The organism is Marinobacter fonticola (assembly GCF_008122265.1).
Taxonomy (GTDB): Bacteria; Pseudomonadota; Gammaproteobacteria; order Pseudomonadales; family Oleiphilaceae; genus Marinobacter_A; species Marinobacter_A fonticola.
Window position 1 is genome coordinate 1,357,266 of record NZ_CP043042.1, and the last position, 25,973, is coordinate 1,383,238.

A 25,973-nucleotide genomic window follows, 5' to 3' on the forward strand; every position below is an offset into this window, starting at 1 on the left:
CTCCAGGGGGGGTAACGAAGGTTCAATGGTCGGCCCTCAGCCGTTGATTTTCAATAGACTTTCTGAGCATAGATCAACCGGTAAAGATGCGATAGCCGTCCGCTTTACGGTCAGGACTCGCCTTACGGTCAGGAGGCGGTGGTGACCGCTTCTACCACATCTGTGACTTCCGGGCCGACAACCTGATTGCGCCCCCGGGTTTTAGCCACGTATAGCCGCTGGTCCGCCCGGGCCACCAGCGTGCGCAAGCTATGGCCATCCGTGCCCAGTTCAGCGGTGCCGAGACTCATGGTCAATGGAATGGTGATATCGCCCAGCCTGAGCGGATTGGCCTCAAGCGTCGCGCGTAATGTTTCGCAAAGGGCGAGGGCGTGGTGGCTGCTGGTCGAGGGAAGTAGGGCGCCGAATTCCTCGCCGCCGAGGCGACAGGCTAAATCGGTGGCCCGCAAACGCTGGCGCAGGAGGTTCGCGACGTGGATCAGCGCTTCGTCACCCACGTCGTGACCGTAGCGGTCGTTCACGTCCTTGAAATGGTCCAAATCCAGCACGATGACCGCAAGCGGCCTCTTTTCCCGGCGGGCGCGCGCTTCCTCTTGCGCGTAGCGTTCTTGCAGCATCGCGCGGTTGGCCAGTCCGGTCAGCACATCGGTGCGGGCCAAATGCAGTAATTTAAGGGCGGTGCGCTCTCGGCTGACTTCATAGACATTGGAGAAAACCAGTAGGCACAGGGTCAAGATCACCATATTCGTTATGGGGACCGGCTGCATAAGTTCCACTGAGTCGTGGTATTTCATCAGAAAAATGGAGCCGGCGCCCACGATGAAGACAACGGCAATAGCGAGCCCCACACGGCGACCATGCAGCAGGTGGGACAGTAGTGGAACCAAGAGTACCCAGCCAAAAACGGTGATGGATGTTCGATCCGTGGACATCGCGAACATCATGGTCGAGAAAAAAGGCAGGGAAAACGCACAGATCCAGCGCTGAAGATGTTTGGTGTGGCGCACCTTGAGCATCAGGAAGATGGAATAGGCCACCATACCCAGCTCTACTGCTGCGAGCGGAATGTTGTCGTTCAGGATATTGAGAACAGCGAAGAGGACACCGCAAACGGCGGTTAACCAAAGCAAGGCTACCAGCACCGCCTTGCGATGAGGCTGGGCAAGCTTGTGCCGGGTTTCAGGGGTGTTGTCCATCGGCAATCACTAATTCGCCTAATATTTCAGCGTGAAAACTATCGGACAGCGGCCCCGAAAACAAGGAATACGATACTTTAAATTGTCATAAGTTGTTGAAAAAAATTCCGAGACGGTTTGTTGATTCGATTGTGTCGTGTCATACCGAAAGGCTGCACTCGCATGAGAGGTCGAGTGCAGCCTTGTCAGTCTAGAACGCGGTTGTCACGAGGTAGACGGTATAAGCGATGTAGGCGGTTATCAGTAATGCGCCTTCGAAACGGTTGATCCGTCCCTGGCCCCGAAAACCATAGCCAATGACGAACAGTGACAGTGTCAGCGCCGACATCACCATGATGTCTCGCCAGAAGACCTCCGGTCCCACACTCATCGGGTGAATGATGCCGGCGATGCCCACCACCGCCAGCGTGTTAAACAGGTTGGACCCTAATACGTTACCAAGCGCCAGGTCATGCTCGCCTTTGCGGGTGGCGATGATCGAGGAAGCCAGTTCCGGTAACGACGTACCGATGGCAATGATCGTCAGACCGATGACGAGATCGCTGACGCCGAATGCGCTGGCGATCTCCACGGCACCCCAGACCAAAATTCGGGAGCTGATGACCAGTAACACCAAGCCAGCAATTAACCAGAGCAAGGCACGATTGAGCGGCATGGTGTGGGTGGCCAGCTCCTGTTCCATTTCGCCGCCGAGGGTATCGGTTTTCTGGCGCATACCCTGAAAAATCGTCCAGCCCATGACGCCTGCAAACACCACGAGCAGAACAATGGCTTCGAGGCGGGTGACGTTACCGTCCCAGAGCTGCCAGGCGGCCAGTACCGTCACCAGAGTCAGCAGCGGCAATTCCTTGCGTAAAATCTGTGAGTGCACGGCGATGGGAGCGATAACGGCCGTCAGGCCCAAAATCAGCGCGATATTGGTGATGTTGGAGCCGTAGGCGTTGCCCAGCGCGATACCCGGGTTGCCCTGAGAGGCCGCCAATGCGGACACCACCATTTCCGGTGCCGACGTGCCGAAGCCCACCACGACCATGCCAATCAGTAGCGGCGGCATCCCGAAATGCCGCGCCGTGCCGGTAGCGCCATCGACAAAACGATCGGCGCTCCAGACCAGGAGCGCCAGCCCAGCAATCACGGCGATAAAGGCAAGGGTCATAAACCAGTTCCATTGTGAAATGACGAAATTAACCAGACGGGGCACTCGTGTGCCGACTGGGACTTTAGCGATATACGGGGAGAAATTCATGATGTTTTGTATCATTGAGATACACCGTAGCAGTCGCGGAATCGGTGGGTACGAGATACATAACGCTATCGACGCAAGGCGGGACGCATCAAGGACTCCCTGGCGCATGACGATTAGGGCGGCCACGGTGGGAGAGCAATCAGGGTCGGGCGCTCATAGGCGTAAGTGAGGGACGGACCCCGCCGGATCAACGCTGGCGGGGTCTTGGACAGCTTGCTGTTCTGAATTACTGGCCGCAGGCGATGTCCAGTGCCTGCTCGATATCTTCGAGAATATCCTCAATATGCTCGATGCCGATGGACAAGCGCACAAGATCCTTGCTGACGCCGGCGCTTTTGAGCTCCTCGGCGTTGAGCTGCCGGTGCGTCGTGGAGGCCGGGTGGCAGGCCAGGGACTTGGCGTCGCCGATGTTCACCAGCCGGTAGATCAGCTTGAGTGCATCGATAAAACGGGCGCCCGCTTCAAAACCGCCCTGGATGCCAAAGCTCAGAATGCCCGACGCCTTGCCGCCGCAGATTTTCTCGCAGGTTTCGTTGTAGGGGCTGCTTTGCAGGGCCGCGTAGTTGACCCACTCAACCTTGGCGTGGTTTTCCAGGTAATTCGCTACTTTCTCCGCATTTTCGCAGTGCCTTTCCATGCGTAGCGCGAGCGTTTCAAGTCCTTGCATGATCAGGAAGGCGTTAAACGGCGAAAGCGCGGCGCCGGTACTGCGCAGCGGCACTACGCGGCAACGACCGATAAAGGCGGCTTCGCCCAACGCTTCGGTGTAGATCACGCCGTGATACGACGGGTCCGGCTCGTTGAGCATCGGGAACTTGGCTGCATTGGCTTTCCAATCAAAGATGCCCGAGTCTACGATGACGCCCGCTACGGCCGTGCCGTGGCCACCGGCATACTTGGTCAGCGAGTGGATCACGATATCCGCGCCATGCTCGAACGGGCGACATAGGAACGGCGTGGCCACGGTGTTGTCGACAATCAGCGGAATGCCGTGGCTATGGGCAATTTCCGCCCAACGCTCGATGTCCACCACGTTGCCAGCGGGGTTGCCGATGGACTCGCAGAACAGGGCCCGGGTGTTGTCGTCGATGGCCTGTTCCACCGCGTCGAAATCATCGTGTTGCGTGAAGCGGCATTCGATGCCCTGGTTGGGTAGGGAGTGGGCGAAAAGATTGTAGGTGCCGCCGTAGAGCTGGCTGGTGCTGACGATGTTGTGGCCGGCGTGACAAATCGTTTGCAGGGCATAAGTGATCGCGGCCATACCCGAGGCCACAGCCAGCGCACCCACGCCGCCTTCGAGCTTCGCCATGCGTTCCTCGAGGACGGCGTTGGTGGGATTCATGATCCGGGTGTAAATGTTGCCTTCAACCTTCAGATCGAACAGATCGGCGCCGTGCTGGGTGTCGTCGAAGGTGTAGGAGGTGGTTTGGTAGATCGGCGTGGTTGCGGCATGGGTCGTCGGGTCGCCCTTGAAGCCTGCATGCAGTGCCAGAGTTTCCGGTTTCATAGCTGTGCTTCCATTCCTGATGTCTTTTTGTCGTGTGTCTTTTTTGTGTGCAAAGGGATCTGTTGTTGCAACAGAACCTGTTTTTTGGCTTGTTGTAGAGCTGTTGTTGAAACCTGATGGTAAAACCAATCAGTTGTTAAAAAAGGAACTTGAGTATAGACCGCTCCTGGTCAAAGCGTCATTGCCTATGATCGTCCGTAGCGATCCGAAACAGAAATTTACCGGCTTTGCTTACCTCATGATTTATATCGGAGGCCTATAAACTCAAGCAGTGACCGATTGCGCGGCCCGGTTTGGGGCTGTGTGTTCTGACTCAACCCGGCTTTGGCCGGGTTTTTTATAGGGGAGCTAATGGGGTAGCTACCAAGAGCAGCTACTAAGAGCGGTACCACTGCGGGGGAAGTCCGCTCCGGGAGGAAACGGCTCGTTCTTCGATAGGCAACTTGGCTCGTGTCTTGCTGCCCAACCGGTAAGTCAGTTTTCGTCGTGGTAGGGAGTGTTTATGGTATACGCCTCAGATCAAGGCCAGATACGGGAACACGCCATCACCCCGGTGGATTCCATTACCCAGCTGCAGGCCGAGCACCGTTATATCCGCCGGCTGTTCGGGCAGCTGGCCCATCATCAGCAGAGTCATGACCTAACCGGGCTGCTGCAGGCTATTTGCGACCAACTCACGGTTTACCTGATCCTCAAGGAAGAAGTCTTTTACCCCGGCATGCGTGCGGCGGCGAATGCCGAACAGCGCGCTCAATTGGACGAATCTCTCGTCGAACACTACGCGCTCAAGGTTATTCTGGATACGCTGGATGGCCAGGCGCCGGGCGATCTGCTGTTCGGAGCCAAGGTAAGAACGCTCAAGCGGCATTTTGTACGGCATGCCAGCTACGAGGAAGAGGCCCTGTTTCCGGGGCTGCTGCCCCTGAGCACCCAGGATTTCAGCCAGCGTTTATACGATCGCCGCCGGGAGCTCGTGGCGGATATGCGCCAGCATCGGCTTTGAGGCTTTCAAGTATTTGCGCACTAGCGTCGTAGATTTTTGACGAGCCGTGGCACAATCTCTAGCTCAACATGCGGCTCACAACATGCATAAAAAAGGCCCGACCGGTTGGCGGGCCTCGTCATGCGTTCCCTGCGAATGACGTTATCAAGCGGCCTGGCTATGGGCCGTGATGCCGGCGAAGACGTTCTTGGCCGTATCGGCTTGAAGGTGGGGCACCATGTCGCCAATGCTGACAACGCCCACCAGCCGCTTGTCTGCGTCGACCACCGGCATACGCCGAACCTGCTTCTCGCCCATGTTCTGAGCGACGGCCTCGACGTCTGTATCTTCAAAAGAGTAGAGCACATCGTCAGTCATGATCTCGGCTACTGTCGTCGTGCTGACGTCTTTACCCTGGCCGACGCCCCGAAGCACGATATCCCGATCTGTGACGGACCCGGCAAGCTTGTCATCGCCAATCGGCAAGAAGCCAATGCCCCGCTGGGCCATTTGGGCTGCGGCATCCTTCAGGGTGGTGGATGGCGTAACCAGTTGTACGTCTGAATTCATGATTTCCCTGATGTTCATAGCAACACTCCGTCATGCTCTGTCATGAATGGGCCGATTAAAGGACGGAGACCGCCCCAAAATAAAGGCACTGCACTACAGATAAAGCGAAGACCAGGCCAATTATGAATACATGAAACCTTTGTCAGCTTTGGGCACAAAGCGGCCTGGAATCAGGGGGAAGGCGATAGCGATGATGAGGGTGGTTTAATACGTTAGCTTGCTGATCCCGCAGAGATTTTGCGTCGGTAAAAACTACAAGCAGTTTTGCAAAGTTTGCAGGCTATGCTCACCTTATTGGGGGCGCCCCTAACCTGGGTTAATGTGGATTGGCCGAAGCTGGCTTTAGTTTATATGTTAAGTCCTGTGTTCAAAAGTAGCCTACCATTCACCGTAAGGGCGTGAACGACGGATAGAGCCGGGCATGGCTTGAGTTAGCCTGGCAGTAGCAACCATCAAGTCACATTCCGCACGACAAGCAGTTTCCAGTTGGACGGAGATGCAAGGAGCGTGAAGGATGAGCGTGATTAAGGAATCCAAACTGTCCTCTTTATCAGCGGGCACGCCGGGAAATGAGTGCCCGGTATCCGCAAACCATGTACTTGTATTGGCGCATTCCGGCGAAGCTATCCACCTTTCCGAGATTCCCGATACTCAAAACTGTACAGCGACATTCACCCAAAACGCCGGCTATGCCCTCCAGGTCTTGCGAGAGCTACGACCAGGGATTGCCATTCTCAGTGTCGGGCGCGGTACGGCGAGCGAGCTTTCGATAATCGAAGAAGCAGCGAAACTGGGTGCTAGGGTGGTGGTGACGGGACCGGACGAGCGAGGCCTTTTTGCCCAGCAGTCTCGGGCTAGAGGGGCGTTGATCTATCTGCAGAATCCAGTGGACACCGCCGACATCTGGAGCGCCTTGAGCGAGCTGGGACAGACGTCGGATCGTATGATAAATCGCTCAGGCGCATGCGCTTCCCCAGCGTCGACGGGGGAAGATACGGTGTGGGACCTGTTGCATAGCGAGTCCGACACCATGCAGCGAATTGCCGAGCAGATCCGCAAAGTCGCGCCAACCACCGCAACGGTCATGCTGACCGGTGAAAGTGGCACTGGCAAGGAAGTCGTAGCGCGCGCTATCCATGATCACAGCGACCGCCGGGACAAACCTTTCCTGCCGGTCAACTGCGGCGCTATGTCCCCCCAGCTCATCGAAAGCGAACTTTTCGGGCATGACAAAGGCAGTTTCACCGGGGCCGTCAAGGATCATCAGGGCGTTTTCGAACGGGCGCATGGCGGTACGCTGTTCCTTGACGAGATCACGGAGATGCCCATTGAGTTACAGGTGAAACTGTTACGCGTGCTGGAATCTCGCGAGTTTGTGCGTGTCGGCAGTCATCGAGTCCGAGAAACGGATGTGCGGGTCATCTGCGCCTCCAACCGCAAGCTGGAGCGGGAAGTGGAAGCCGGCAATCTAAGGTCCGACCTGCTGTACCGGATCCAGGTGTTCCCGATTGTGCTACCGCCACTGCGCGCGCGGGGGGACGACATCTCGTTACTGGCCAACTGCTTTCTCGACGAACTCAACGCCGAAACAGGCCGTCGCACGCAGCTTTCCCGGGACGCGCTTAATGCTCTGAAAAACTACCCGTGGCCGGGCAATTTGCGTGAACTAAAGAATGTTATGCAGCGGGCTCACATCATGGCCGACGAGTGGATTCGTGCTGACGATTTGCCGGACGCCATTTGCCACCCACTGACGGCCGACGCCGGCGGTGGCCCTAGCTTGACGGTCAACATCGGCACGTCTGTAGCAGAGATGGAGAAAAATCTGATCCTTGCCACCCTGGAGCGAGTCCACGGCCGTAAAGATCGAGCTGCGCATCTACTCGGTGTCAGTCTGAAGACCCTTTATAACCGGCTGCGCGACTATGAACGGGACGGTTCATAATCGGAGCCGGTTGGGGAGCGGGAGCGTTCATCGCCTCCAAACCGGGGGCTAAAGCTGCTTGCTGCCTCCGGTCACGCCATAGATTTCACCGGTGACGAAACTGGCCGCCGGTGAAGCCAGGAATACATACACCGGGGCCAGTTCTGCCGGCTGGGCTGGGCGGCCGAACAGGGTGTTGCCGCCGAAGCTCTCAACCTTGTCCGGTGGAAACGTCGAGGGAATCAGCGGTGTCCATACCGGTCCCGGTGCCACGCCGTTGACCCGCACCCCTTGCTCAATCGCCTGCTCGGCCAGGGAGAGGGTGAAATTGGCGATTGCCGCTTTCGTGGCCGCGTAGGGCGCCAGGTGCACGCTCGGTTTGAACGCCTGGATCGAGGTGGTATTGATGATGCTGCCGCCGGGAGGGATGTGTTTCAGGGCGGCGCGGCATAAATAGAACAGGGCTTCGATGTTGGTGCTGAACGCACGGTGGATCTCGTCGTCCGGAATCTCTTCCAGTTTGTTATAGCTCATCTGGAAGGCGGCGTTGTTCACCAGGATGTCGAGGTGGTCGAATTCGTCGATGACGCGCTTGATCACGTGATCGCACGCATTGCGATCGGTCTGGTCCATTTTGATAACCAGCGCCTTGCGTCCCGCTGCCCGCACCAGTTCGGCGGTCTCTTGGGCATCCCGATCCTCGTCGAGATAGGTAAACGCGACATTCGCGCCTTCTCGGGCATAGGCCAGTACGACGGCCTTTCCGATCCCGCTGTCACCTCCGGTCACCAGGGCGGTGTAGCCTTCAAGCTGCGCGTTGCCGCGATAGCTCTCCTCGCCATGGTCGGGGAACGGGCGCATGTCGCCCTCTTCTCCGGGCACCGACTGCTGTTGGCTGGGATACTCGGGTTTGGGATACAGTTCGCGTGGATCCTTGAGCAAAGTACGACGAGACGGGTTCATACTCGATGACCTCCTTCCTGAAGATGACTGATCGCGCCGTGCATTGGACCACCGGGCGGCCCTTGACGTATGACACTCGGGCGATGGCCGGGATAACCCGCGCCATTTAAAATAAGCCTGCCATTTTTGCGAACCGGGGACTATAACCCATGACAAGACACACCCGATTTTCCGAGGACTTGCCGGTACCTGCCGACGATGGCGCCTGTGTTCACCTGGATGGTGCGGCGATACCCGCGGTTGCGTTGCCCGGCACCCACGGTGAAACGATTGATCTCTCGGCCCTGAGCGGCCTGACCGTGATTTATTGCTATCCGCGCATCGGCGATCCAAATACGCCGGCCGCTCCGGGCTGGGCCGATATCCCCGGGGCCAAGGGGTGCACGCCCCAAGCCTGCGACTTTCGTGATCACCATGATGAATTGACGGTTCTGGGAGCGAGTGTGTTCGGTGTGAGCGCTCAGCCGTTGGATGAGCAGAAAGCGGCTGTCGAGCGACTGGGGTTAACCTTTCCGCTGCTGCATGACAGCGATCTGGCCCTGGCCAACGCATTGACGCTGCCGACCTTTGAATTCAATGGCACGCATTTGATCAAGCGCCTGACGTTGATTGCCGTCGGCGGTGTCATTCAAAAAGTGTTCTACCCGGTATTCCCGCCGGACCAGCATGCGGAGGCTGTGGTGGCGTGGGTGCGGGACCAGCGAATAGAGGATGGATGATGCCCATAGGCGTTTGCGTCAGTTACCTTTCAGCTTCGCGCATAACCGGGCTTAGTAGAATCACAATATTCCGCGTTGCAGGTTCGCCGCCTCCAAAACGAAAAACGCCCCGCATAAGCGAGGCGTTAAGGCAGACCTGGATTGTTTTACTGCGCTTTACGACGCAGAACCAGACCAGCCAGTCCAAGACCCAGCAGGGCAAAGGTTGCCGGCTCGGGGACTGAAGCGAAGCTGATGCCGGCGACCGCGAAGTCTGAATTCGCGGACGAGGCGGTCTTAGCCGTGTCGGCAAAGAATTCGATCTGGAAAACACCGGTATAGTCCAGCAAGCCGGTTTCGGCGTAGCCGCTGTCCAGGTAGCCGTCGAGAGTCCCGCCTACACCTGAACCGTTAATTTGCCATTGCGCCTTCTCGACGGCCGGGTCGCCGCTTGATCCGCCTTCTAGGAACAGGTCGAAGAAGTGCAGTTTAGTGATGTCCAGAGCCTGCGAGAAGGTGATTACGATGCGCTCGACATCGGTTTTGTTGCCTGCGCCGTAGGAGATCTCGTCATCGTTGATGCCGGTGCCATCGGTTTCGCAAGCCAGCAGAGTGTCGCAAGGCGCGTGGCTGGAACCATCAAAATTAGTAAAAGTCAGGTTCGCCAGCTTGCCGGCCTTATAGGCTGTAACGGTAACGTCAATGCCTTCAACGGTGCGGGTCTTGCTGGAAGAGTTATCGCCGCTGACCTTCTTTTGCCAGAGTGCGTCGGTGAAATCGATAATACCAGCCTGTGCTGTTCCTACAGTAAGAGACAACAGGGCACCCAGGGTCAAACAACGAGAAATTCTCATACTACTCTCCTTGAGATAGGCGCAAACGCTCCTGGAAGGCGGAGCGCTAATGCAATGCACGCGAGCATAGGCAGGAATGGTGCCTGTTTTTGATAGCTGTCACATAAACAATGAGTTAGTGTGCTTTCAATTGTTGGGTGGTTGAGAGTTGTGTAAGTTTATTCGACGCAACGGCTTTATCGAAGAAAGAATTGTGTTTGATTTTATGACACTGCTGGGACAGATCGGGGACACGCCTCCAAGCGCGAATACCCAGAACGCATGGCGCAGTGACGAAAGAAAATAGTCCAAAAAAAGGGGCATCTGGCAACGCCGGATACCCCAAGAACCGATGACAGATCATCATCGAAAACTTTGCTAAGACCTAGTCCGCTGTGGGCGTCTCCTTGATGGCCGAGTTCATGCGGCGGCGCAGGATAGGGCCTACGATGTAGGGCAGGATCAGCCCCATTCCCGCGAAAACCCACAGACCGATAGCCAGACCGCTGTTCCAGAGCGTCGACCAGTCGCCGTCTGAGATATCCAGCGCGTGGCGCAGGTTCTTCTCCATTTCCGGTCCCAGCAAAAGGCCGAGAATGACCGGCACCAGCGGGATTTCCAGTTTACGCAGCACGTAGCCTGCGACGCCGAAGGCGACCATAAAGTAAAGGTCGAAGGTAGTGTTGCTGATCGAGTAGATGCCCACGAACGCCACCATAGTCACGATTGGCAGCAGGTACATCGGCGGCACCGACAGCAGCCTTACGAAGATGCCCACCAACGGAATATTGAGCACCAGCAGCAGGAAGTTGCCGATCAGCAACGCCGCGATCACGCCCCAGACGATATCGGCGTTCTGGGTGAACATCAGCGGGCCCGGTGTGATATTCAACGAAATCAGCAGAGCCAGCAGAACAGCGGTGGTGCCGCTGCCTGGCACGCCCAGGGTTAGCATCGGCACCAGTGCACCACTGGATGCACCGTTGTTACCGGCCTCTGGCCCCGCAACACCGCGCGGATCGCCCTGGCCGAAGTACCCTTTCTTACCCACCACTTTCTTTTCCAGGGTGTAGCCGATAAAGCTGCCCAGGGACGCGCCCGCGCCCGGCAGAACACCCGCGATGAACCCGAGAACGCCGCCGCGAAAACTGGAAGGCATGATGCCGCGAATGTCGGCCCAGGATAGCTTGAGCTTGTTGACGGTCATCTTCTCCTTGCCGCCGCCGGCCTTGTCCTCAATGAAGAACAGCAGCTCGGAAATAGCGAACAAGCCCACAATGGCAATGATGAAATCCACACCTTCGTATAATTCCAGTACCCCGAACGTGAACCGCTGTACGCCGGTGTTATCGATACCCACGGTAGCGATCATCAGGCCGATACATGCTGCGACAACGGTCTTCATTGGGTTCTTGCCGGTAATGCCACCGAGAGTGGCGAACGCCAGCAGGAATAGGGCGAAGTACTCCGCAGGACCGAAGGTCAATGCGAAGTTGGCTAAGATTGGGGCCAGCAGGATTAAGCCGATAGTGGCGATCAAGCTCCCCATGAAAGAGGCCACGGCGGAGATCGCAAGGGCTTCGGCGGCCTTGCCCTGCTGGGCCATGGGATAGCCGTCCAGACAGGTCATCATCGCCGGTTCGTCACCGGGAATATTAAGCAGGATCGACGATATCCGCCCACCGTACATGGCGCCGGCGTAGACCGCCGTCAGCATGATCAGGGCCGTTTCCGGACGCAGGCCCAGGGTGAAAGCCAGCGGAATCAGGATCGCCACGCCGTTGGCAGGGCCGAGGCCCGGCAGCGCGCCGATCAACGTGCCGAGGAAGGCCCCCAGCAAGGCATACATCAGGTTCTCCGGCTGCAGCGCGACGGCGAAGCCATCCATCAGGAAGCCAAGGGTTTCCATTAGCTCACCTCTAGAAAATCAAGCAGGCCCAACGGGAGCGCCAGATTAAGCGCGAAGTTGAACAGCAGGAAAACCACGACACCCGCCACGCCGCCGGTAATAAAGGCGTTCAGTGGGCGCGCGCCCATACGCCAGCACAGCGTGCCGACGGCCAGAAGCGTACTGACGATGAAGCCCAGCGGCTGCAGGAGCATGGCGTAGAGCACCAGCACCACCACGGCAATGACGAGTTCCACGCAGGTGCGGCTCCAGGGCCAGGCGTTATCCGGGTCGGGGCGCACCACCATGTACAGGCTGGAGAGGCCCAGCACCACGGCCAAGAGAATCGGGAAGGTCTCCGGCCCAACGGCCTCGGACCCACCGAACGGTTCGGGTAGCTGTGAAGCGCCCCAGCCATAGGCGATGGCCAGGACGATCATCACAACGCCGAAAATACGGTCGTTGAGGGAGGTCATTAGCGAATCAGCCCGATGTCCTTGGACAGGTCCTCGATGGACTGGATCTGCTCCTTGACGAAGCTCTCGAACTCACCGGCGCTCATGTGGAAGGGCATCAGGCCATTCTGCGTCATGACCTTCTTCCACTCGTCGCTCTGGTAAATGGTGTCCATAGCGTCGATCCAATACTGCTTGGCCTCGTCGGAGATATCCGCAGGCATGTAGAACCCGCGCCAGTTGGGGCCAAGCGCATCGATACCCTGTTCACGGGCGGTGGGGATGTCCGAGTACTTGCCCGGCAGGCGCTCTTCGGCGAGCACGGCCAGCACGCGGAGGTCGCCGGATTCCATGAATCCCTGGGCTTCGCTGATATCGCCGGTAAAAGCATCGACGTGACCGCCGACCACTTGGGTCATAGCCTCGCCACCGTTGTTGTACGACAGGTAGGGAATCCGTGGCAGCGTTTCGACGCCTGCGGCTTTAGCGGCAATCAGCACCTTGAGGTGATCCCAGCCGCCCTTGGCGCTGCCCCCGGCGAACTTGACGCTGCGGGGATCGTCCTTAAGCGCATCCATCAGCGAAGACAGGTCTTTATACTCGGAGTCCTTGGACACGGCGATGACGCCGTAATCGGCCCCTAGCGCGCCAATCCAGTTCACCATATCGGCATTCATACCGTGGAACTGACCCTGGGCGAGACGGGTTGTCGTCGCAGTAGATGCGGCCACCAACACCTGCTCTTCGCCAGCGCGCTTGCTGACCGTGTGGGCATAGGCAACACCACCGCCGGCACCGGCCATATTGATGGTCTGAACGCTGCGGGGAACGATATCGAGCTGTTCCATCACGTTGCCGACACTGCGGCAGGTAAAGTCCCACCCGCCGCCCGGGTCCGCGGGCGCGATACATTCGACTTTGCCGGAGGGTTCCCACGCGAAGGCGGAAAGGCTGAACGTGGCCATGGCCACGAATGACAGGCATCGTTTGATAAGCATATTGTCACCTCGGTTTTGTTGTTGTGCCGTCAGGGGAGGCTCGTTGCGAGATACTCCCCGTGTGATGCCGGTTTGGCATCGAGCAGACGACTCACCTCGGAGGTTAAGTACCGATCAGGCAACGATGAAGTTTGTGGGCGTAAAGCCTTTAAAGAATTTAAAGGACGTTTTGTGCATAAAGTTCACGGGCAAACCTGTCGCCTGTGAATTAACCTCTTGCAGAAACTCATAATAAATTTGCTGTTTGTCCATGCCGTTTGCCTACCGAAAGCTCAAGCTCAAAACTCGGATGATCATCATCCTGGGCCTCGTCAGTGCGCTCCAGACCGGCTTGATCGGCGGCTTCGCCGGCTACTACCTGAGCGAGTCGCTGTACGGCGAGATCGGCCAGCGGGCGCTGATGGTGTCCAAAACCGTTGCGGCCATGCCGTCGATTATCGAGGGCGTACGCGCACGCGATACCGAGTCTTTGAGGGCGCTGAGCGAGCGTCTTGCGGAAACCAACGAGGCTCTGTTCATCGTTATCGGTGACCATAGCGCCATCCGACTGGCCCATCCCGATCCGGATCGCATCGGCCACTCGATGGCGGACGATGATGGCGATCACGGCACCCTGGCGCTGGAGAAGGGCCAGGCGTACGTGGCCAAAGCGCTGGGCAGCCTAGGTCTTTCGATGCGGGGCAAGGCGCCGATTATCGACGTCAGCAACGGAGAAATTATCGGCATCGTTTCGGTGGGCTATTCGCTGAATCAGGTCTTCTCCGTGATCCAGCGCTATAACACCGTGCTCTACGCGGTGATGGGGCTGATGTTGCTGGGTAGCGTACTGGCAGCCATCCTCATCGCCGGCCGCTTCAAGCGCGCTATTTTCGGGCTGGAGCCGGAGGAAATTGCCGGCTTGTTCCAGGAGCGCGACGCCACTTTGCAGTCCGTCCGCGAAGGCATCATCGCCATCAACCGCGGCGGCACCATCACCACGTTTAACCGCACGGCCATCAAGACGCTGGGGCTCGACCCGGATACCCGCCTCGCCGGCAAGCCCATTGCCCACATTTTGCCCGACAACAACCTGATGACGGCGTTGGAAACCGGTGAGTCCGCATTCGATCAGGAAGTGTGGCTGCAAGGACGGCAAATGATCGTTAACCGCTTGCCGGTCAAACAGGGGGACGAGATTATCGGCGTGGTCGCCAGTTTCCGCCTGCGCGACGAGCTCGACCAGGTCAGCCGGCAGCTCACCCGCATTCAACAGTATGCCGACACCCTGCGCAGCCAGACCCATGAATATTCCAACAAGCTGCACACCATTGCCGGACTGATCCAGATAGGGGCTAACGAAGAAGCGCTGGCGTTGATCGGCAACGAAGTGAGTGATCACCAGGCCTTGATCCATCTATTGCTGGAAGCCGTGCCCGACCCGGTCCTCGCCGGCTGCCTGCTGGGCAAATACAACCGCGCCCGGGAAATGGGCTTGAAGCTGGTCATCGACCCGGACAGCCAGATGGCGGACGTGCCGGAAAAACTGCCGAGGGATCAACTGGTCAGCGTGCTCGGCAACCTGATCGACAACGCGCTGGAAGCCACGCGCCAGTATCAGGGGGAGGGCGGCCTCGTACACCTGAGCATGACCGACCTGGGCCACGACCTGATTTTCGAAGTGGAAGACCAGGGTCCCGGCATTCCGCAGAACCAGCACGAACGCATCTTCGAACGCGGCGTCACCGACAAACAGGAGGGTGATCGCGGTATCGGCCTGTATCTGGTGCGCCAGTTCGTCGATCGCTGGGGTGGTTCAGTGACCGTCGAGACACTGCAGCCCTCGGGCAGCCGGTTTACACTGTATTTATCGAAAACACCCAAACCATCGAACGCGCCCGGACAGCCGGAGGTCAATGCGTCTTGAAGTCCATTCGCCTGTTTATTGTCGAGGATGACCGCCAGATCGCCGAAATACAGCGCCGCTTTGTCGAGCGCATGGACGATGTGGAGCTCTGCGGTATGGCCCATACCCTGGCAGACGCTCGTGACCAGGTCGACGTGCTCCAGCCGGACCTGGTACTGCTCGACGTCTACTTTCCGGACGGCAGCGGCCTGGAACTACTGCGCGAACTGCGCGCCGGCGACAGTCCCAGCGACGTCATCCTCATCACCGCCGCCAAGGAAGTGGACACCCTACGCAGCGCACTACGCGGCGGCGTATTCGACTACATCCTCAAACCGCTGGTGTTCGAACGCCTGCAAGCGGCCATCCAGCGCTATCGCCAGCATCTGGACACCCTCAACAGTCTCAACAACGTAGCCCAGGAAGAGGTCGACGCCCTCCTGCCGCGAAACCACACGGAGCCTACCGGCGAGTCCGCACAACGCCTACCCAAAGGCATCGACCCGCTCACCCTCGACAAAATCCGCGACGTGATGAAAACCCCCGGCGACTGGAGCGCAGAAGCCGTCGGCCAGGAAATCGGCGCCTCACGCACGACGGCGCGCCGGTATCTGGAGTATTTGGTGAGTGCGGAAGAACTGATGGCTGAGGTGACCTACGGCTCGGTGGGGCGGCCTGAGCGGCGGTATCGGGCGTTGTAAAAAACTATGGGTTTGCACGTCTCGCTCGGAAATATGAGCTGGAGTTATACGAACGCGTTCGTAAAATGCCGGGGGGCTTCCGAAAGGGTGGGTAACTATTTGATACGTTTGAAAAGTGGACACATGGGGGTGCGGAGTTATACGTTTCAGATTTAGGGGCGGTGTGGCTTCTGGAGGGGCGTATAATTCCGGTTTTGATTGGTTGGGGTGCTCTCACTGTTCTGTTTTTAAAGATAAAAGTTACTTTTTTGAGAGCGTTTTTCTTTGGAGTTATACGAATGGGTGTTATACGAACGCGTTCGTATAATTGGCTGCTATGTTTATTGACCGCACCTGTTAACTGGTGCTATTGATAGCACCAAATCGTTGAGTAGGTAATCACCATGCAAGTGAAATTTTCCGAGGATGTCATTCCTCTATCAGACCTGAAGATCAATCCCGGAAAGGTGGTTGGTCGAGCGCAAGATACGCATCGCCCCATCCTGCTCACCAGCCGTGGCCGCGGCATAGCTGTTGTTCAGGGGCTCGAGGATTATGAGAGAACCGCAGAGGAATTGCGGTTTGTAAAGGCGGTGGCGCAGGGGCTTATGGATGTTCGCGAGGGCAACACCGTATCGTTGGAGGACGCCAGGAAAACGTTGGGTATCAAGTAAATGGAATTACGCATCGCGCAGTCCGCTCTTGAGGACTTACAGGCTATTCAGGAATATTACAAAGAGCAGGATGTGCCACATATCGGTGATGATTTCGTGGCTGCTATCCTGGAGCACTGTGAAATGCTTCAAATCCACCCTGATGCTGGCCGAGTTGTTCCTGAATTCAACATGGATCATATTCGCGAATTGATTCACGCGCCGTTTCGAGTTGTCTATCTCAGGCAGGCTAAAGAGGTTGTGCTCATTCGAGTCTGGCGGAGTGAGAGGCAGCTCGAATTACAAGCAAACGCAAACACTTAAAAGAACACCCACTCTAAGACCGCAAACACTTAAAAGGACACCCACTCTAAGACCGGAGTCTTCACTCGGTTCGTTAGGTGGTCTTCTACGTCTTCGTTAGAAAGATGCCAATAGGCACACGCTCTGCTAGACTCGTCCCATGAAGCAAGTTAACTGGAATGCTGAGAAGAACCAGCAGTTGATGAGCGAGCGGGGTGTCTCCTTCGAAGATGTCCTGTTTGCTCTTCAGTCTGGTGGTTTACTTGATGATGGACCTCACCCCAACAGGGACAAGTATCCGAACCAGCGCCTGCTTGTGGTTCGGGTTGACGATTACGCCTGGCTGGTGCCATACGTTGAGAATGATAGAGAAATTTTTCTCAAGTCGGTCATCCCCAGTCGCAAGGCCACCAAGAAATTTTTAGGGGGGTAGCATGGCAAAGACCAAATTAGATCCCGAAGAGCAAGAGCTGCTAGAGGCTTACGAATCCGAAGAGTTCGAGTCAGATCTGGATGCCGATCGTCGAGAGTACTTGACGAAGGCAGCGGAAGAAACGTTCAAGAAAGACAAGCGGATCAACATACGTATCTCCAGTCGTGACCTGGAAGCACTTCAACGTCGGGCACTGGAAGAGGGGCTTCCTTACCAGTCCTTGGTTTCTAGTGTCCTACACAAGTATGTCTCCGGCGGCTTCAAGGACATCTCTGCTAACAAGTCAGGCCAACGGACGCGCTAACGCGCGCCGCTGTGCCTGGCGTGTGTGCCAGGCATGGCACCAGACTCGTCGGATATAAAGCACTTAAAAGGACACCTGGAGCCCTTAAAACGGAGCCCTTAAAAGGACACCCACTCTAAGCCGCCCACTCTAAGCCGGAGACCTCGCTCAGTCTTTACAGCAAAATTTGCCTCAACTTTCCGATTTGACCCGGCGAAATGGAGAATCGCCACGGCTTTACGTCTTGCAGGGCTATTAAATCAAGCAATGCGGCTTTCTGAACAAAAGGCGGCTGCCCGCCACTCGAAGAGGGCAGATATTCGGTGTGAAGGAAGGTGGGTTGGGGGACTACCCCAACAACATTTGGCAACGGCCCAGGCCAACGGTCCGTCGGTAGCCCAATTGCTGACAGGCCGCCTTCAGATTGAACGCTGTGCCAACCAGTCCTTTGAACTGGCTTTCAAAGCTGCGACTCATGTAGAGCCAGTGTTTGGGTTCAATGGCGAGGCGGTCCAGGATAGGGGGTACGTTTTCGGGGATGTGGCCTTTTTTGCCGGCCCTGAGTTGGCGGCCCGTCCAATCGACTAGTTCCAGGTAGTCCTCCAGCCGGAAGGGTAGGCCCACTGGCATGTCCTGTCGTGGGTAGCCTGCAAACGGAAACAGGCCAGGCAGGTTATCGGTATCGTTCCGGCGCTGCTGTACTCGAGCCCTGACGGAAGTGAACTCACTTGTCTCTGGCGTCTTGGCGATGCCGGCGCGTATGGGGTTGAGATCGACGTAGGCCAGGCAGGCGGCCAGGGCCTGCTCGTCAAGCAGGGCCTGGGATTTGAAACGACCTTCCCAGAATCGGCCGGTACAATCATCTTCAAGGTTGGCTCGCCGGGCGATGTCTTCGTTCAGACAACGCATGAACCAACTGATGTCCTGCAACCGCGCCCGCCAAATCTCGACTTGCTCCTCCAGTTTGCGTTGCTCGATTTCTCGCAGGGGCTCACCCCGGAGATAGCGTTGACTGAAGATCGTGCCCCTGAACAGGTGGTGCCATCGCTCAATGACCGCCCCTAGGGTCCACTGGTCGGCCTCCGCTTGATTGATATGCAGGACCACATGGACATGGTTACTCATCACCGCATAGGCACAGACGTCCAATGCAAACACCGTAGCGAGTTTGAGCAGGCGGGTCTCAATCCAGGCTCTTCGGTGTGAGAAATCCTGACCGGTCAGAGGATCCTGGCCACAGAGAAAGGCGCGTCGGACACAGCGGCTGACGCAGTGGTAGTAGGGTGTCGCTTCGACGGCGACTTGGGCTTTCCTTGCCCGGGGCATTGGCATTCCCTTCTTTCGGTAGCTGTATGGATAGACAGTATCAGAAGTTGTTGGGCCGGGCTATGGTTTCGTTGGGTGTCCTCATGCCGTCGGGCTATGGTTTCGTTGGGTGTCCTCATGCCGTCGACGCTCATGCCGTCGGGAGTCTTCGCTCGGTTTCGTTGGGTGTCCTTCTACGCTTTCTTCTACGCTCTGCAACTTCCGCATCCTCTGTCTGATCCGGAAATGATGGACAGAGTGTCATGCACCAGCTAATGCAGGCGGCCGCTTCAGGCTCTACTCTATACCTGATATAGCAACCGCAGGCTCAATAGTAAGCCATCTAACACTGACCAGATGGTTGTCAAAGGGTATACGAACAGTTCTAGTTGCGGCTGCAAAGATCAACGGAGACAGATATGGCAGGCGATCAGGAATCATTAGTTCAGCAAGGTATGAAACTCGCCGTAGATCTACCGGATATCATGCCCGAGCAGGCGGATGCACGTCTGAAAGAAATCTATGAAGATATACAGCAGACGCTACGGGTACCGATCGTCAACAAGATCTTTAGAGCGCTGGCCAACTACCCCGACTATCTTGAAGAAGCGTGGGGGCAAGTCCGCCCCATCGCGCGGACAATCCATTTTGAGGAGGCTAGTGGCGACATACGAGCCCAAGCCTTACTGAAAGGCGCCCCCGTGAGCGCTGTGATGGATCTCACAGGGCTGGATAACCCTGACAAATTGCAAGCCTTTAACGACACCATTCATTATGTCCTGCCAAAACTGCTGCTCATCGTTACGTTTTTCCATAAGGCAGCGTTTGAAGATCAGATAGCTGACGTAGCGACATCGCCAGAGCTATTGCAATCCCTGCCTTCCGGTATTGCACAGGGTGCGGCCAAAGTCCAGATGGTTGACCCTGAAAAAGCCGATGTTCAGGTTCGTCAGTTATTTGAAGACATCAAAAGCTGCCACGGCCATTCGCTGGTTTCGTCTTACTATCGCGGACTGGGACAGTGGCCGGATTTTCTGCAGCACGCTTGGGAACAGATCCGGCCGTATGTCGGGAGTGAAGAGTACATTGCCAGCCGGCTTAAGCTTATCGGCAAAGCGCATACTGTTGTCGATAGCTGGCCCACAGCCTCGGTTAAGCTTTCCCCCATTCATCAGGAAGAGATTAGGGCTATTCTTACGGCCTTCCAGCTCAAATTCATTCCCGATATGCTACTGGATGCGGCGCTTATACAGGCACTATTGGGAGGACGAGAGGCAGCCCTGATGTCGCCCCTTAGCGTAACGACGTAGATGTTCCACCCCATACGCAGCCCCGCTTTTCGGATCTGCGGCTTTCCATTTCTCGGAATTAATGCTTAATAGGACACCCACCTCACAATCTGAGCTATGAAACGGTGCCACTGACTGAGCGGTAGCTGACGCAGCGGCGAAATCTGAGATAAGCCGCTATTGCCTCTAAATAAATCAATGCGCTAGCCGACCTCGGATGAATAAAAGAACAGCTGCAAAGGTTGGTAGGAATGGCTCAGAATTTGGTTTTTATACAGCCTCGTTTTTCGCAAAAGGAGGAGGCGTGCATCATTTAGCAGCCCAGTGGATCGTGGGGCTACTGAGAGAGAGCAATATCCCTTTTCTGATCTGTGGCGGACTCGCAGCAAAGGGATATGGCTCTAAGCGCGAACTGAATGACATCGACCTTTTTGTCCCCGGTGAGTACTTTTCGTCAGTGGTTCAGGCCGGCCAGGCATTTGTATCTAAAACTGCCGCTCACCGCCAAGAGGAAGGCTGGGATCTAACCTACGTCCAGTTCAAGTATGAAGGCATCAAAGTGGAGGTAGGTAGCGCTAACGGTCCAAGAATATTCGATGCAGGCAGAGAAACTTGGGTTCCGCTTGATATAGATTTTTCCCGCCATGCGATGGTGCGTTTGTTGGGTCTTGAGCTTCCCCTTATGCTGAAGGAAGACTTGATTCAGTATAAGTCTGCGCTCTCACGTCCGGTGGATGTTGACGATATCCGAGCTATCTATGACGGCGCGTAACCAAGCTTTGGACCGGATGTCAGAACCTCCGCTTCGCTACGGTTTTCCGATTGCCTACTCGACCTCCTAAATTGCCGCAAAGTTCTGCATTGAAAACGTATTAAAAGGACACCCACTCCAAACGTATTAAAAGGACACCCACTCCAAGACCGGATCCTTCGCTCTGCTTGTACATCAAGTTTCAGCATTAAAAGGCAGCTTGTGTTCCGCTGCTAGAGCAATCCCGCCTGTTGTCTACACGAAAAAGCTCTCCCACGCTCGCTAAACCATATACGGACTAGTTCGCCTCAAACGCATGTCGATTTTCGGAAGTCTCGTTCGACTAATTGTCGCGAGCAAGCGTGCTGGTAATGGCAAGGCGGCTACGCACCACTATCCGACAGGAGAAACGACGATGAAAGCGGTCAATATCTACCTCAACTTTGCGGGCCATACCGAAGAGGCATTCAACTTCTACAAGGCCATCTTTGGCGGTGATTTCATGGGGGGCATCATGCGCTTCCGGGACTTTCCGTCAATGGAGGGTATGGAGGACATGCCGTCTCTGAAAGAGGAGGAAAAGGACCTCGTCGGGCACGTCTCCCTGCCTCTGACAGAAAACACGACTCTGATGGGCACGGACACCACGTCAAACATGCCGGAGAAGCTGGTAGCGGGCAATAATACGCAGATCACGCTTGAAACCGACAGTGCGGCCGAAGCTGAAGCGCTTTTCGGCAAACTATCCGAGGGCGGCAGGGTTGTGATGCCCTTGAATGAGATGTTCTGGGCGGAGAGATACGGCGCGTGCGTTGATAAATTCGGCATACATTGGCAGGTCAATTATACGGGCGATCGCCCCATGGGAAGCTGAGCTGAGGCCTTGAGGGAAAAAGGCAGCATGGACTGACTTGGTTCGAAGGTCCCGGCCGACCGCTGTTCCGCGGCGTCGTCTGGCTCTCAGCGTTGTAACTCCTCAGCGAAGCTTCCAGGCGTTTCGCGAGCAAGTGGTGGAGGACGTATCGAGAAGCGGATATCGATCGAGTCCTGGATGTCATCCGCCCGCGTCACAGACGCTGTCGAAATCGACGCTACCCATTCGACTATGAAGTGCAATTTGGATGAAAGGAGCCGGCATCATGACAGTGAGTAAGATTACACTTCCGCAATCCGTATCGCTTGAGACGTGGCGAGAGGCGCGCCAAGAACTCCTCGCCAAGGAAAAGGAGCTGACGCGGGCGTTGGACGCACTGGCTGCCGAGCGCCGAAGACTGCCGATGGTCCCCGTCGAGGAAGACTACGCATTCACCGGTCCCGAGGGTGAGGTATCGCTAGTTGACCTGTTTCATGGGCGCCGGCAACTGATCGTCTATTGCGCAATGCTGGAACCCGGTGCGGCGCCCTGCGAGGGCTGTTCAATGGTTATGGACAACGTCGGTCACAATCTTTCGCATGTCACTGCTAGAGATACCGCCTTCGTGTTCACGTCACCGGCGCCGCAGAACGAGATCATCGCCCTGCAAAAGCGGATGGGTTGGAGCGCTCCCTGGTACACTGATCAAGGTCGCCGCTTCGCCGATGCTTTCGGCGCAGGGAAGGGTTTTGCCGTCAACGTATTCATCCGTGGTGATGACAACCGTGTATACCTCACGTACTTTACCACCGCCCGCGGCGGCGAACTGTTCGATACCCACTTCCGTTTGCTTGACCTCACGCCGTACGGTCGGCAGGAGCCATGGGAAGATTCTCCCGAAGGCTGGCCGCAGACCCCGCCATATGAGTGGTGGCTCTTGCGCGACGAGTACGACATGTAGCTGAACGTGAAGAGCTGATACGACGAGAAAACGTCCAGCAATACGCTGCAGCCGACCGCCGCTTTTTGGCTTCGGCTGAGCACTTGCCAACACCAAAGGAATCAAGCGGATGACGAGTGAAAGCTGGTTGTTAGTCGGTGGACTGGTCGCTGTCGTCGTGGCGCTTGTCCATTCTGTGCTTGGCGAAGTTCTCATTTTCAAGCGGATGCGTGAGGGTACAGTTGTCCCAACGCGGGGGCAGCCGGTCCTCAGGGAGCGTCACGTTAGAATATTGTGGGCTACATGGCACATTGTTTCTGTATTCGGTCTGGCCATTGCGGGGATCCTCGTTTTTATGTCTGTTTATCCGGTCACCGATGTCCAAAGCTTATTTCTCCGAGCGGTTGCAACTTCCATGGGCGTCTCCAGCGCCCTGGTCCTTTTCGCAACCAAAGGCATGCATCCGGGATGGGTTGGGCTCCTGGTCGTGGCAATATCAGCAGCCATGGCATTCTAAGCAGGGCGCATACATAACAATTCAATGAAGTCCACGCCTGAATTCTTCAAAGGCACCCGTTGGTTGAATTCTTGAAAGGACACCCACTCTAAAATGAATTCTTGAAAGGACACCCACTCTAAAAAGCGGAGCCTTTGCTCGGTTTCGTTGGGTATCTCATGCCACCCATGCCATCCCGCTTCAGGCAGGCAGCCTGCAAAATACTATTCCTCAACTCTTTAGGTTCTACTGCATCTGGTATATTCTTTATTCGTAATATACGAATATCAATATATTCAGGTATACAGATGGAAAGTCGACGTCGAGTACTCTTCGTATGCACGGCCAACAGCGCACGCTCGCTGATGGCTGAAGCGATCCTGAAGGACATGGCTGGCGATCAGTTTGAAGTGGCCAGTGCCGGTACTGGTCCCACGCAGCCGCACCCGATGGCGTTGCAATGCATTAAAGAGGCAGGGCTGGACAGCGCCGGGGCGCGCTCCAAGTCGACGGCTTCTGTTGGCGATCAACACTGGGATTACGTCATCACGCTTTGCGACAAGGCCGCTCGGGAGTGTCACCCCATCGCGTCTGTCGGGCAGGTGATTGCCTGGGATTTCCCCGACCCCGTCCCCAAGAATCGGCATTCAACGTTTGCACTGGTGATGAAGGAGCTGAAAGAGCGCATCAGTCTGTTTGTCATGGTGCATCAGAAGGTCGGTCACCGGCCGATCCACTATCCGCCGGCGGGCGTTTTCAAAGCGCTGGGCGACGAGAACCGCCTGGCGACGATGTTGTTGATCCAACAGCACGAAGAACTCTGTGTTTGCGAATTGACGGAAGCGTTGGAGCTGTCGCAACCGCGCATTAGCCGTTATCTCGCCCATTTGCGGGAGCAGGCGCTGGTGCAGGACGAGCGTCGTGGGCAGTGGATCTACTATCGGTTGCATCCGGCCTTGCCCGATTGGGTGCTGACGACGCTCAGAGCGGCTGTGGATGAGAACGCGGCCTTTCTTGAACCCATGATCGACCGGTTGGCGACGATGCCGAATCGGCCTGCTAAAACGGATTGTGTCTGATGGGGTTGTTTGAACGTTTCCTGAGTGTCTGGGTGGCCTTGGCGATCGTCTTTGGTGTTGCTGCCGGGCATGTGTTTCCGGGGTTGTTCGAGGGGATTGCCGCATTCACCTGGGCTCAGGTGAACCTGGTAGTCGCGGTGTTCATCTGGGCCATGATTTACCCGATGATGGTGCAGGTGGACTTCGCGGCATTACGGGATGTCCGTGAGCAGCCGCGCGGTTTACTGCTCACCCTGGTGATTAACTGGCTGATCAAGCCTTTCACCATGGCGGCGCTGGGCTGGCTGTTCTTCCGGGTGTTCTTCGCCGAATGGGTGGCGCCGGAGACCGCGAACGAGTACATCGCCGGCATGATCTTGCTCGGCGTGGCGCCGTGTACCGCCATGGTGTTCGTCTGGAGTCACCTGACCAAGGGCAATCCCAGTTATACGCTGGTGCAGGTGTCGATCAATGACATTATCATGATTTTTGCCTTTGCGCCCCTGGCATCGTTGCTGCTGGGGCTATCCGACGTCACAGTGCCCTGGGACACGCTGCTGCTGTCGGTGACGCTCTACGTTGTGCTGCCCTTAATCGCCGGCATTCTGACCCGGCTTCATTTGCTCAGGCAGGGGCCGAGCCGGCTTGAAAGCTGGCTGGCCCGTAGTAAACCAACGACGGTGTTGGGACTGCTGGCCACTGTGGCCTTATTGTTTGGTCTTCAGGCGGACCGGATTCTCGATAACCCGCTTGCGATCGTCCTCATCGCCATCCCGCTGCTTATCCAGAGCTACGGCATTTTTTTCATCGCGTATGGCGCGGCGCGTTCAATGCGGCTTCCGCATGACATTGCAGCCCCTGCGGGGCTGATCGGCACGTCCAATTTCTTTGAGCTTGCTGTTGCGGTTGCGATCAGTCTGTTCGGTCTGACATCCGGTGCGGCTCTCGCGACGGTGGTCGGCGTGTTGGTCGAAGTGCCCGTGATGTTATCCCTGGTGGCTTTGGCCAATCGGACCCGGCACTGGTTTCCTCAAACGACCGCCGCGGAGGCGACATCATGACCCGAATCAGAACCCTGGACGCACCCTCCGACTGCCCTCATATCGACCTCAGTAGGCTGGATTTTTCCTCTATAAATGCGCCGGGCGCCCCGGAACACGCGCCCCGCATCCTGCTGCTTTATGGCTCTCTGCGCGAGCGATCCTATTCCCGGCTGGCGGTGGAGGAGGCGGCGCGCCTGCTCAACCTGATGGGCGCCGAAACCCGGATTTTCGATCCGTCGGACTTGCCGCTACCGGATCAGATCGAGCATGACGACCACCCGGCGGTGCATGAGTTACGGGAGCTTTCGTTGTGGTCCGAAGGCCAGGTGTGGTGCAGTCCTGAACGCCATGGCCAGATTAGCAGCGTGATGAAGGCTCAGATCGATCATCTGCCGCTCAACATGGGTGGCGTCAGACCGACGCAGGGACGCACGCTGGCGGTTATGCAGGTGTCGGGAGGCTCGCAGAGCTTCAACGCGGTCAACACGTTGCGCCAATTGGGGCGGTGGATGCGGATGGTCACCATCCCCAACCAGTCCAGCGTTCCCAAAGCCTACCAGGAGTTCGACGACCACGGCCGCATGCTGCCGTCAGCCTATTACGAGCGCATCGTCGATGTGATGCAGGAGTTGATCCGCTTTACCCTGCTGCTGCGGCCTCACACGGATCTGTTAACTACGCGGTATTCCGAGACACAGCCCGACACCTTCGCCCGGGAGCAGGCCATCCTCGGCCGCCTCTAGT

At 56.8% G+C, this 25,973-nt stretch carries 27 protein-coding genes; 17 read left to right on the forward strand and 10 right to left on the reverse strand.

Annotated elements, in window-relative coordinates; translation table 11 throughout:
* Nucleotides 1-128: 128 nt before the first annotated feature.
* From FXO11_RS06045 to FXO11_RS06055, 3 genes are all read right to left on the reverse strand, one after another.
* Entirely contained in the window at nt 129-1,196 is a 1,068-nt protein-coding gene (locus tag FXO11_RS06045; protein WP_148862151.1) for a GGDEF domain-containing protein, read from the reverse strand.
* Between the two features lie 190 nt (nt 1,197-1,386).
* Nucleotides 1,387-2,352 carry a calcium/sodium antiporter gene (locus FXO11_RS06050; RefSeq protein ID WP_148862152.1) on the reverse strand — a complete coding sequence of 322 codons (966 nt, stop codon included), beginning with the start codon at nt 2,350-2,352 and terminating at the stop codon, nt 1,387-1,389.
* Between the two features lie 316 nt (nt 2,353-2,668).
* Nucleotides 2,669-3,949, reverse strand: a complete 1,281-nt coding sequence (locus FXO11_RS06055) for an O-acetylhomoserine aminocarboxypropyltransferase/cysteine synthase family protein (protein WP_148862153.1) — start codon at nt 3,947-3,949, stop codon at nt 2,669-2,671.
* Between the two features lie 502 nt (nt 3,950-4,451).
* Here FXO11_RS06055 and FXO11_RS06060 point away from each other — a divergent pair.
* Nucleotides 4,452-4,952, forward strand: a complete 501-nt coding sequence (locus FXO11_RS06060; protein ID WP_148862154.1) for a hemerythrin domain-containing protein — start codon at nt 4,452-4,454, stop codon at nt 4,950-4,952.
* 144 nt (nt 4,953-5,096) lie between these two features.
* Here FXO11_RS06060 and FXO11_RS06065 read toward each other — a convergent pair whose 3' ends face one another.
* The gene (locus tag FXO11_RS06065) at nt 5,097-5,519 is read right to left on the reverse strand and encodes a CBS domain-containing protein (protein ID WP_148862155.1); all 423 of its coding nucleotides are present in this window, start codon (nt 5,517-5,519) and stop codon (nt 5,097-5,099) included.
* 496 nt (nt 5,520-6,015) lie between these two features.
* On the opposite strand from FXO11_RS06065, the gene FXO11_RS06070 reads away from it, so the two are divergent.
* Nucleotides 6,016-7,446, forward strand: a complete 1,431-nt coding sequence (locus FXO11_RS06070) for a sigma-54 interaction domain-containing protein (protein WP_148862156.1) — start codon at nt 6,016-6,018, stop codon at nt 7,444-7,446.
* 48 nt (nt 7,447-7,494) lie between these two features.
* Here the strand turns inward: FXO11_RS06070 and FXO11_RS06075 are convergent, their stop codons facing one another.
* A complete protein-coding gene (locus tag FXO11_RS06075; protein WP_148862157.1) occupies nt 7,495-8,388 on the reverse strand; it encodes an SDR family oxidoreductase in 894 nt (297 codons plus the stop codon).
* Between the two features lie 149 nt (nt 8,389-8,537).
* On the opposite strand from FXO11_RS06075, the gene FXO11_RS06080 reads away from it, so the two are divergent.
* Nucleotides 8,538-9,107 (forward strand): peroxiredoxin, encoded by a 570-nt coding sequence (locus tag FXO11_RS06080; RefSeq protein ID WP_148862158.1) that lies wholly within the window; start codon nt 8,538-8,540, stop codon nt 9,105-9,107.
* Between the two features lie 146 nt (nt 9,108-9,253).
* Here FXO11_RS06080 and FXO11_RS20325 read toward each other — a convergent pair whose 3' ends face one another.
* The 4 genes from FXO11_RS20325 to FXO11_RS06100 form a co-directional block, all read right to left on the reverse strand.
* Nucleotides 9,254-9,940 carry a PEP-CTERM sorting domain-containing protein gene (locus FXO11_RS20325; protein WP_202980294.1) on the reverse strand — a complete coding sequence of 229 codons (687 nt, stop codon included), beginning with the start codon at nt 9,938-9,940 and terminating at the stop codon, nt 9,254-9,256.
* Between the two features lie 364 nt (nt 9,941-10,304).
* A complete protein-coding gene (locus tag FXO11_RS06090; RefSeq protein WP_148862159.1) occupies nt 10,305-11,828 on the reverse strand; it encodes a tripartite tricarboxylate transporter permease in 1,524 nt (507 codons plus the stop codon).
* Nucleotides 11,828-12,283, reverse strand: a complete 456-nt coding sequence (locus FXO11_RS06095; RefSeq protein WP_148862160.1) for a tripartite tricarboxylate transporter TctB family protein — start codon at nt 12,281-12,283, stop codon at nt 11,828-11,830. Before FXO11_RS06095 ends, FXO11_RS06090 begins: the two co-directional genes overlap by 1 nt.
* Nucleotides 12,283-13,260, reverse strand: coding sequence for a Bug family tripartite tricarboxylate transporter substrate binding protein (locus FXO11_RS06100; protein WP_148862161.1), 978 nt, complete (start codon nt 13,258-13,260; stop codon nt 12,283-12,285). The genes FXO11_RS06095 and FXO11_RS06100 overlap by 1 nt, the downstream gene beginning before the upstream one ends.
* Before the next feature lie 250 nt (nt 13,261-13,510).
* Here FXO11_RS06100 and FXO11_RS06105 point away from each other — a divergent pair, with 250 nt between their 5' ends.
* The 6 genes from FXO11_RS06105 to FXO11_RS06135 all read left to right on the forward strand — a co-directional run bounded on the left by FXO11_RS06105 (nt 13,511) and on the right by FXO11_RS06135 (nt 17,515).
* Nucleotides 13,511-15,163, forward strand: a complete 1,653-nt coding sequence (locus tag FXO11_RS06105; RefSeq protein WP_227546056.1) for an ATP-binding protein — start codon at nt 13,511-13,513, stop codon at nt 15,161-15,163.
* Entirely contained in the window at nt 15,160-15,843 is a 684-nt protein-coding gene (locus FXO11_RS06110; RefSeq protein WP_148862162.1) for a response regulator, read from the forward strand. The genes FXO11_RS06105 and FXO11_RS06110 overlap by 4 nt, the downstream gene beginning before the upstream one ends.
* Before the next feature lie 383 nt (nt 15,844-16,226).
* Nucleotides 16,227-16,496, forward strand: a complete 270-nt coding sequence (locus FXO11_RS06120) for a type II toxin-antitoxin system Phd/YefM family antitoxin (protein WP_148862164.1) — start codon at nt 16,227-16,229, stop codon at nt 16,494-16,496.
* Nucleotides 16,497-16,799, forward strand: a complete 303-nt coding sequence (locus FXO11_RS06125; protein WP_148862165.1) for a type II toxin-antitoxin system RelE/ParE family toxin — start codon at nt 16,497-16,499, stop codon at nt 16,797-16,799.
* Between the two features lie 139 nt (nt 16,800-16,938).
* Nucleotides 16,939-17,211: a BrnT family toxin gene (locus FXO11_RS06130; RefSeq protein ID WP_148862166.1), complete on the forward strand. Its 273-nt coding sequence runs from the start codon at nt 16,939-16,941 to the stop codon at nt 17,209-17,211.
* 1 nt (nt 17,212) lies between these two features.
* The gene (locus FXO11_RS06135) at nt 17,213-17,515 is read left to right on the forward strand and encodes a CopG family antitoxin (protein WP_148862167.1); all 303 of its coding nucleotides are present in this window, start codon (nt 17,213-17,215) and stop codon (nt 17,513-17,515) included.
* A 327-nt stretch (nt 17,516-17,842) separates the two neighbouring features.
* Here the strand turns inward: FXO11_RS06135 and FXO11_RS06140 are convergent, their stop codons facing one another.
* A complete protein-coding gene (locus FXO11_RS06140; RefSeq protein WP_148862168.1) occupies nt 17,843-18,820 on the reverse strand; it encodes a transposase in 978 nt (325 codons plus the stop codon).
* A gap of 398 nt (nt 18,821-19,218) precedes the next feature.
* Between FXO11_RS06140 and FXO11_RS06145 the strand changes: the two genes are divergently transcribed.
* The 8 genes from FXO11_RS06145 (at nt 19,219) to arsH (ending at nt 25,972) form a co-directional block, all read left to right on the forward strand.
* Nucleotides 19,219-20,109 carry a halocarboxylic acid dehydrogenase DehI family protein gene (locus tag FXO11_RS06145; RefSeq protein WP_148862169.1) on the forward strand — a complete coding sequence of 297 codons (891 nt, stop codon included), beginning with the start codon at nt 19,219-19,221 and terminating at the stop codon, nt 20,107-20,109.
* Between the two features lie 196 nt (nt 20,110-20,305).
* Nucleotides 20,306-20,860 carry a nucleotidyltransferase family protein gene (locus FXO11_RS06150; protein WP_227546057.1) on the forward strand — a complete coding sequence of 185 codons (555 nt, stop codon included), beginning with the start codon at nt 20,306-20,308 and terminating at the stop codon, nt 20,858-20,860.
* 394 nt (nt 20,861-21,254) lie between these two features.
* Complete coding sequence (locus FXO11_RS06155) at nt 21,255-21,713, forward strand: VOC family protein (protein ID WP_148862170.1); 459 nt, start codon at nt 21,255-21,257, stop codon at nt 21,711-21,713.
* Nucleotides 21,714-21,978: 265 nt separating this feature from the next.
* Nucleotides 21,979-22,653 (forward strand): DUF899 domain-containing protein, encoded by a 675-nt coding sequence (locus FXO11_RS06160; RefSeq protein ID WP_202980295.1) that lies wholly within the window; start codon nt 21,979-21,981, stop codon nt 22,651-22,653.
* 109 nt (nt 22,654-22,762) lie between these two features.
* Nucleotides 22,763-23,149 (forward strand): hypothetical protein, encoded by a 387-nt coding sequence (locus FXO11_RS06165; protein ID WP_148862171.1) that lies wholly within the window; start codon nt 22,763-22,765, stop codon nt 23,147-23,149.
* 287 nt (nt 23,150-23,436) lie between these two features.
* Complete coding sequence (locus tag FXO11_RS06170; RefSeq protein WP_148862172.1) at nt 23,437-24,207, forward strand: metalloregulator ArsR/SmtB family transcription factor; 771 nt, start codon at nt 23,437-23,439, stop codon at nt 24,205-24,207.
* On the forward strand, nt 24,207-25,247 hold the full coding sequence (arsB, locus tag FXO11_RS06175) for an ACR3 family arsenite efflux transporter (protein WP_148862173.1): 1,041 nt from the start codon (nt 24,207-24,209) through the stop codon (nt 25,245-25,247). The genes FXO11_RS06170 and arsB overlap by 1 nt, the downstream gene beginning before the upstream one ends.
* Entirely contained in the window at nt 25,244-25,972 is a 729-nt protein-coding gene (gene arsH / locus FXO11_RS06180) for an arsenical resistance protein ArsH (protein ID WP_148862174.1), read from the forward strand. The genes arsB and arsH overlap by 4 nt, the downstream gene beginning before the upstream one ends.
* The last annotated feature ends 1 nt before the right edge of the window (nt 25,973 follow it).

Coding starts and splice junctions, on each gene's coding strand:
- FXO11_RS06045 (WP_148862151.1), bottom strand. CDS start 1,196: ATGGACAACACCCCTGAAACCCGGCACAAGCTTGCCCAGCCTCATCGC.
- FXO11_RS06050 (WP_148862152.1), bottom strand. CDS start 2,352: ATGACCCTTGCCTTTATCGCCGTGATTGCTGGGCTGGCGCTCCTGGTC.
- FXO11_RS06055 (WP_148862153.1), bottom strand. CDS start 3,949: ATGAAACCGGAAACTCTGGCACTGCATGCAGGCTTCAAGGGCGACCCG.
- FXO11_RS06060 (WP_148862154.1), top strand. CDS start 4,452: ATGGTATACGCCTCAGATCAAGGCCAGATACGGGAACACGCCATCACC.
- FXO11_RS06065 (WP_148862155.1), bottom strand. CDS start 5,519: ATGAACATCAGGGAAATCATGAATTCAGACGTACAACTGGTTACGCCA.
- FXO11_RS06070 (WP_148862156.1), top strand. CDS start 6,016: ATGAGCGTGATTAAGGAATCCAAACTGTCCTCTTTATCAGCGGGCACG.
- FXO11_RS06075 (WP_148862157.1), bottom strand. CDS start 8,388: ATGAACCCGTCTCGTCGTACTTTGCTCAAGGATCCACGCGAACTGTAT.
- FXO11_RS06080 (WP_148862158.1), top strand. CDS start 8,538: ATGACAAGACACACCCGATTTTCCGAGGACTTGCCGGTACCTGCCGAC.
- FXO11_RS20325 (WP_202980294.1), bottom strand. CDS start 9,940: ATGAGAATTTCTCGTTGTTTGACCCTGGGTGCCCTGTTGTCTCTTACT.
- FXO11_RS06090 (WP_148862159.1), bottom strand. CDS start 11,828: ATGGAAACCCTTGGCTTCCTGATGGATGGCTTCGCCGTCGCGCTGCAG.
- FXO11_RS06095 (WP_148862160.1), bottom strand. CDS start 12,283: ATGACCTCCCTCAACGACCGTATTTTCGGCGTTGTGATGATCGTCCTG.
- FXO11_RS06100 (WP_148862161.1), bottom strand. CDS start 13,260: ATGCTTATCAAACGATGCCTGTCATTCGTGGCCATGGCCACGTTCAGC.
- FXO11_RS06105 (WP_227546056.1), top strand. CDS start 13,511: ATGCCGTTTGCCTACCGAAAGCTCAAGCTCAAAACTCGGATGATCATC.
- FXO11_RS06120 (WP_148862164.1), top strand. CDS start 16,227: ATGCAAGTGAAATTTTCCGAGGATGTCATTCCTCTATCAGACCTGAAG.
- FXO11_RS06125 (WP_148862165.1), top strand. CDS start 16,497: ATGGAATTACGCATCGCGCAGTCCGCTCTTGAGGACTTACAGGCTATT.
- FXO11_RS06130 (WP_148862166.1), top strand. CDS start 16,939: ATGAAGCAAGTTAACTGGAATGCTGAGAAGAACCAGCAGTTGATGAGC.
- FXO11_RS06135 (WP_148862167.1), top strand. CDS start 17,213: ATGGCAAAGACCAAATTAGATCCCGAAGAGCAAGAGCTGCTAGAGGCT.
- FXO11_RS06140 (WP_148862168.1), bottom strand. CDS start 18,820: ATGCCCCGGGCAAGGAAAGCCCAAGTCGCCGTCGAAGCGACACCCTAC.
- FXO11_RS06145 (WP_148862169.1), top strand. CDS start 19,219: ATGGCAGGCGATCAGGAATCATTAGTTCAGCAAGGTATGAAACTCGCC.
- FXO11_RS06150 (WP_227546057.1), top strand. CDS start 20,306: ATGAATAAAAGAACAGCTGCAAAGGTTGGTAGGAATGGCTCAGAATTT.
- FXO11_RS06155 (WP_148862170.1), top strand. CDS start 21,255: ATGAAAGCGGTCAATATCTACCTCAACTTTGCGGGCCATACCGAAGAG.
- FXO11_RS06160 (WP_202980295.1), top strand. CDS start 21,979: ATGACAGTGAGTAAGATTACACTTCCGCAATCCGTATCGCTTGAGACG.
- FXO11_RS06165 (WP_148862171.1), top strand. CDS start 22,763: ATGACGAGTGAAAGCTGGTTGTTAGTCGGTGGACTGGTCGCTGTCGTC.
- FXO11_RS06170 (WP_148862172.1), top strand. CDS start 23,437: ATGGAAAGTCGACGTCGAGTACTCTTCGTATGCACGGCCAACAGCGCA.
- arsB (WP_148862173.1), top strand. CDS start 24,207: ATGGGGTTGTTTGAACGTTTCCTGAGTGTCTGGGTGGCCTTGGCGATC.
- arsH (WP_148862174.1), top strand. CDS start 25,244: ATGACCCGAATCAGAACCCTGGACGCACCCTCCGACTGCCCTCATATC.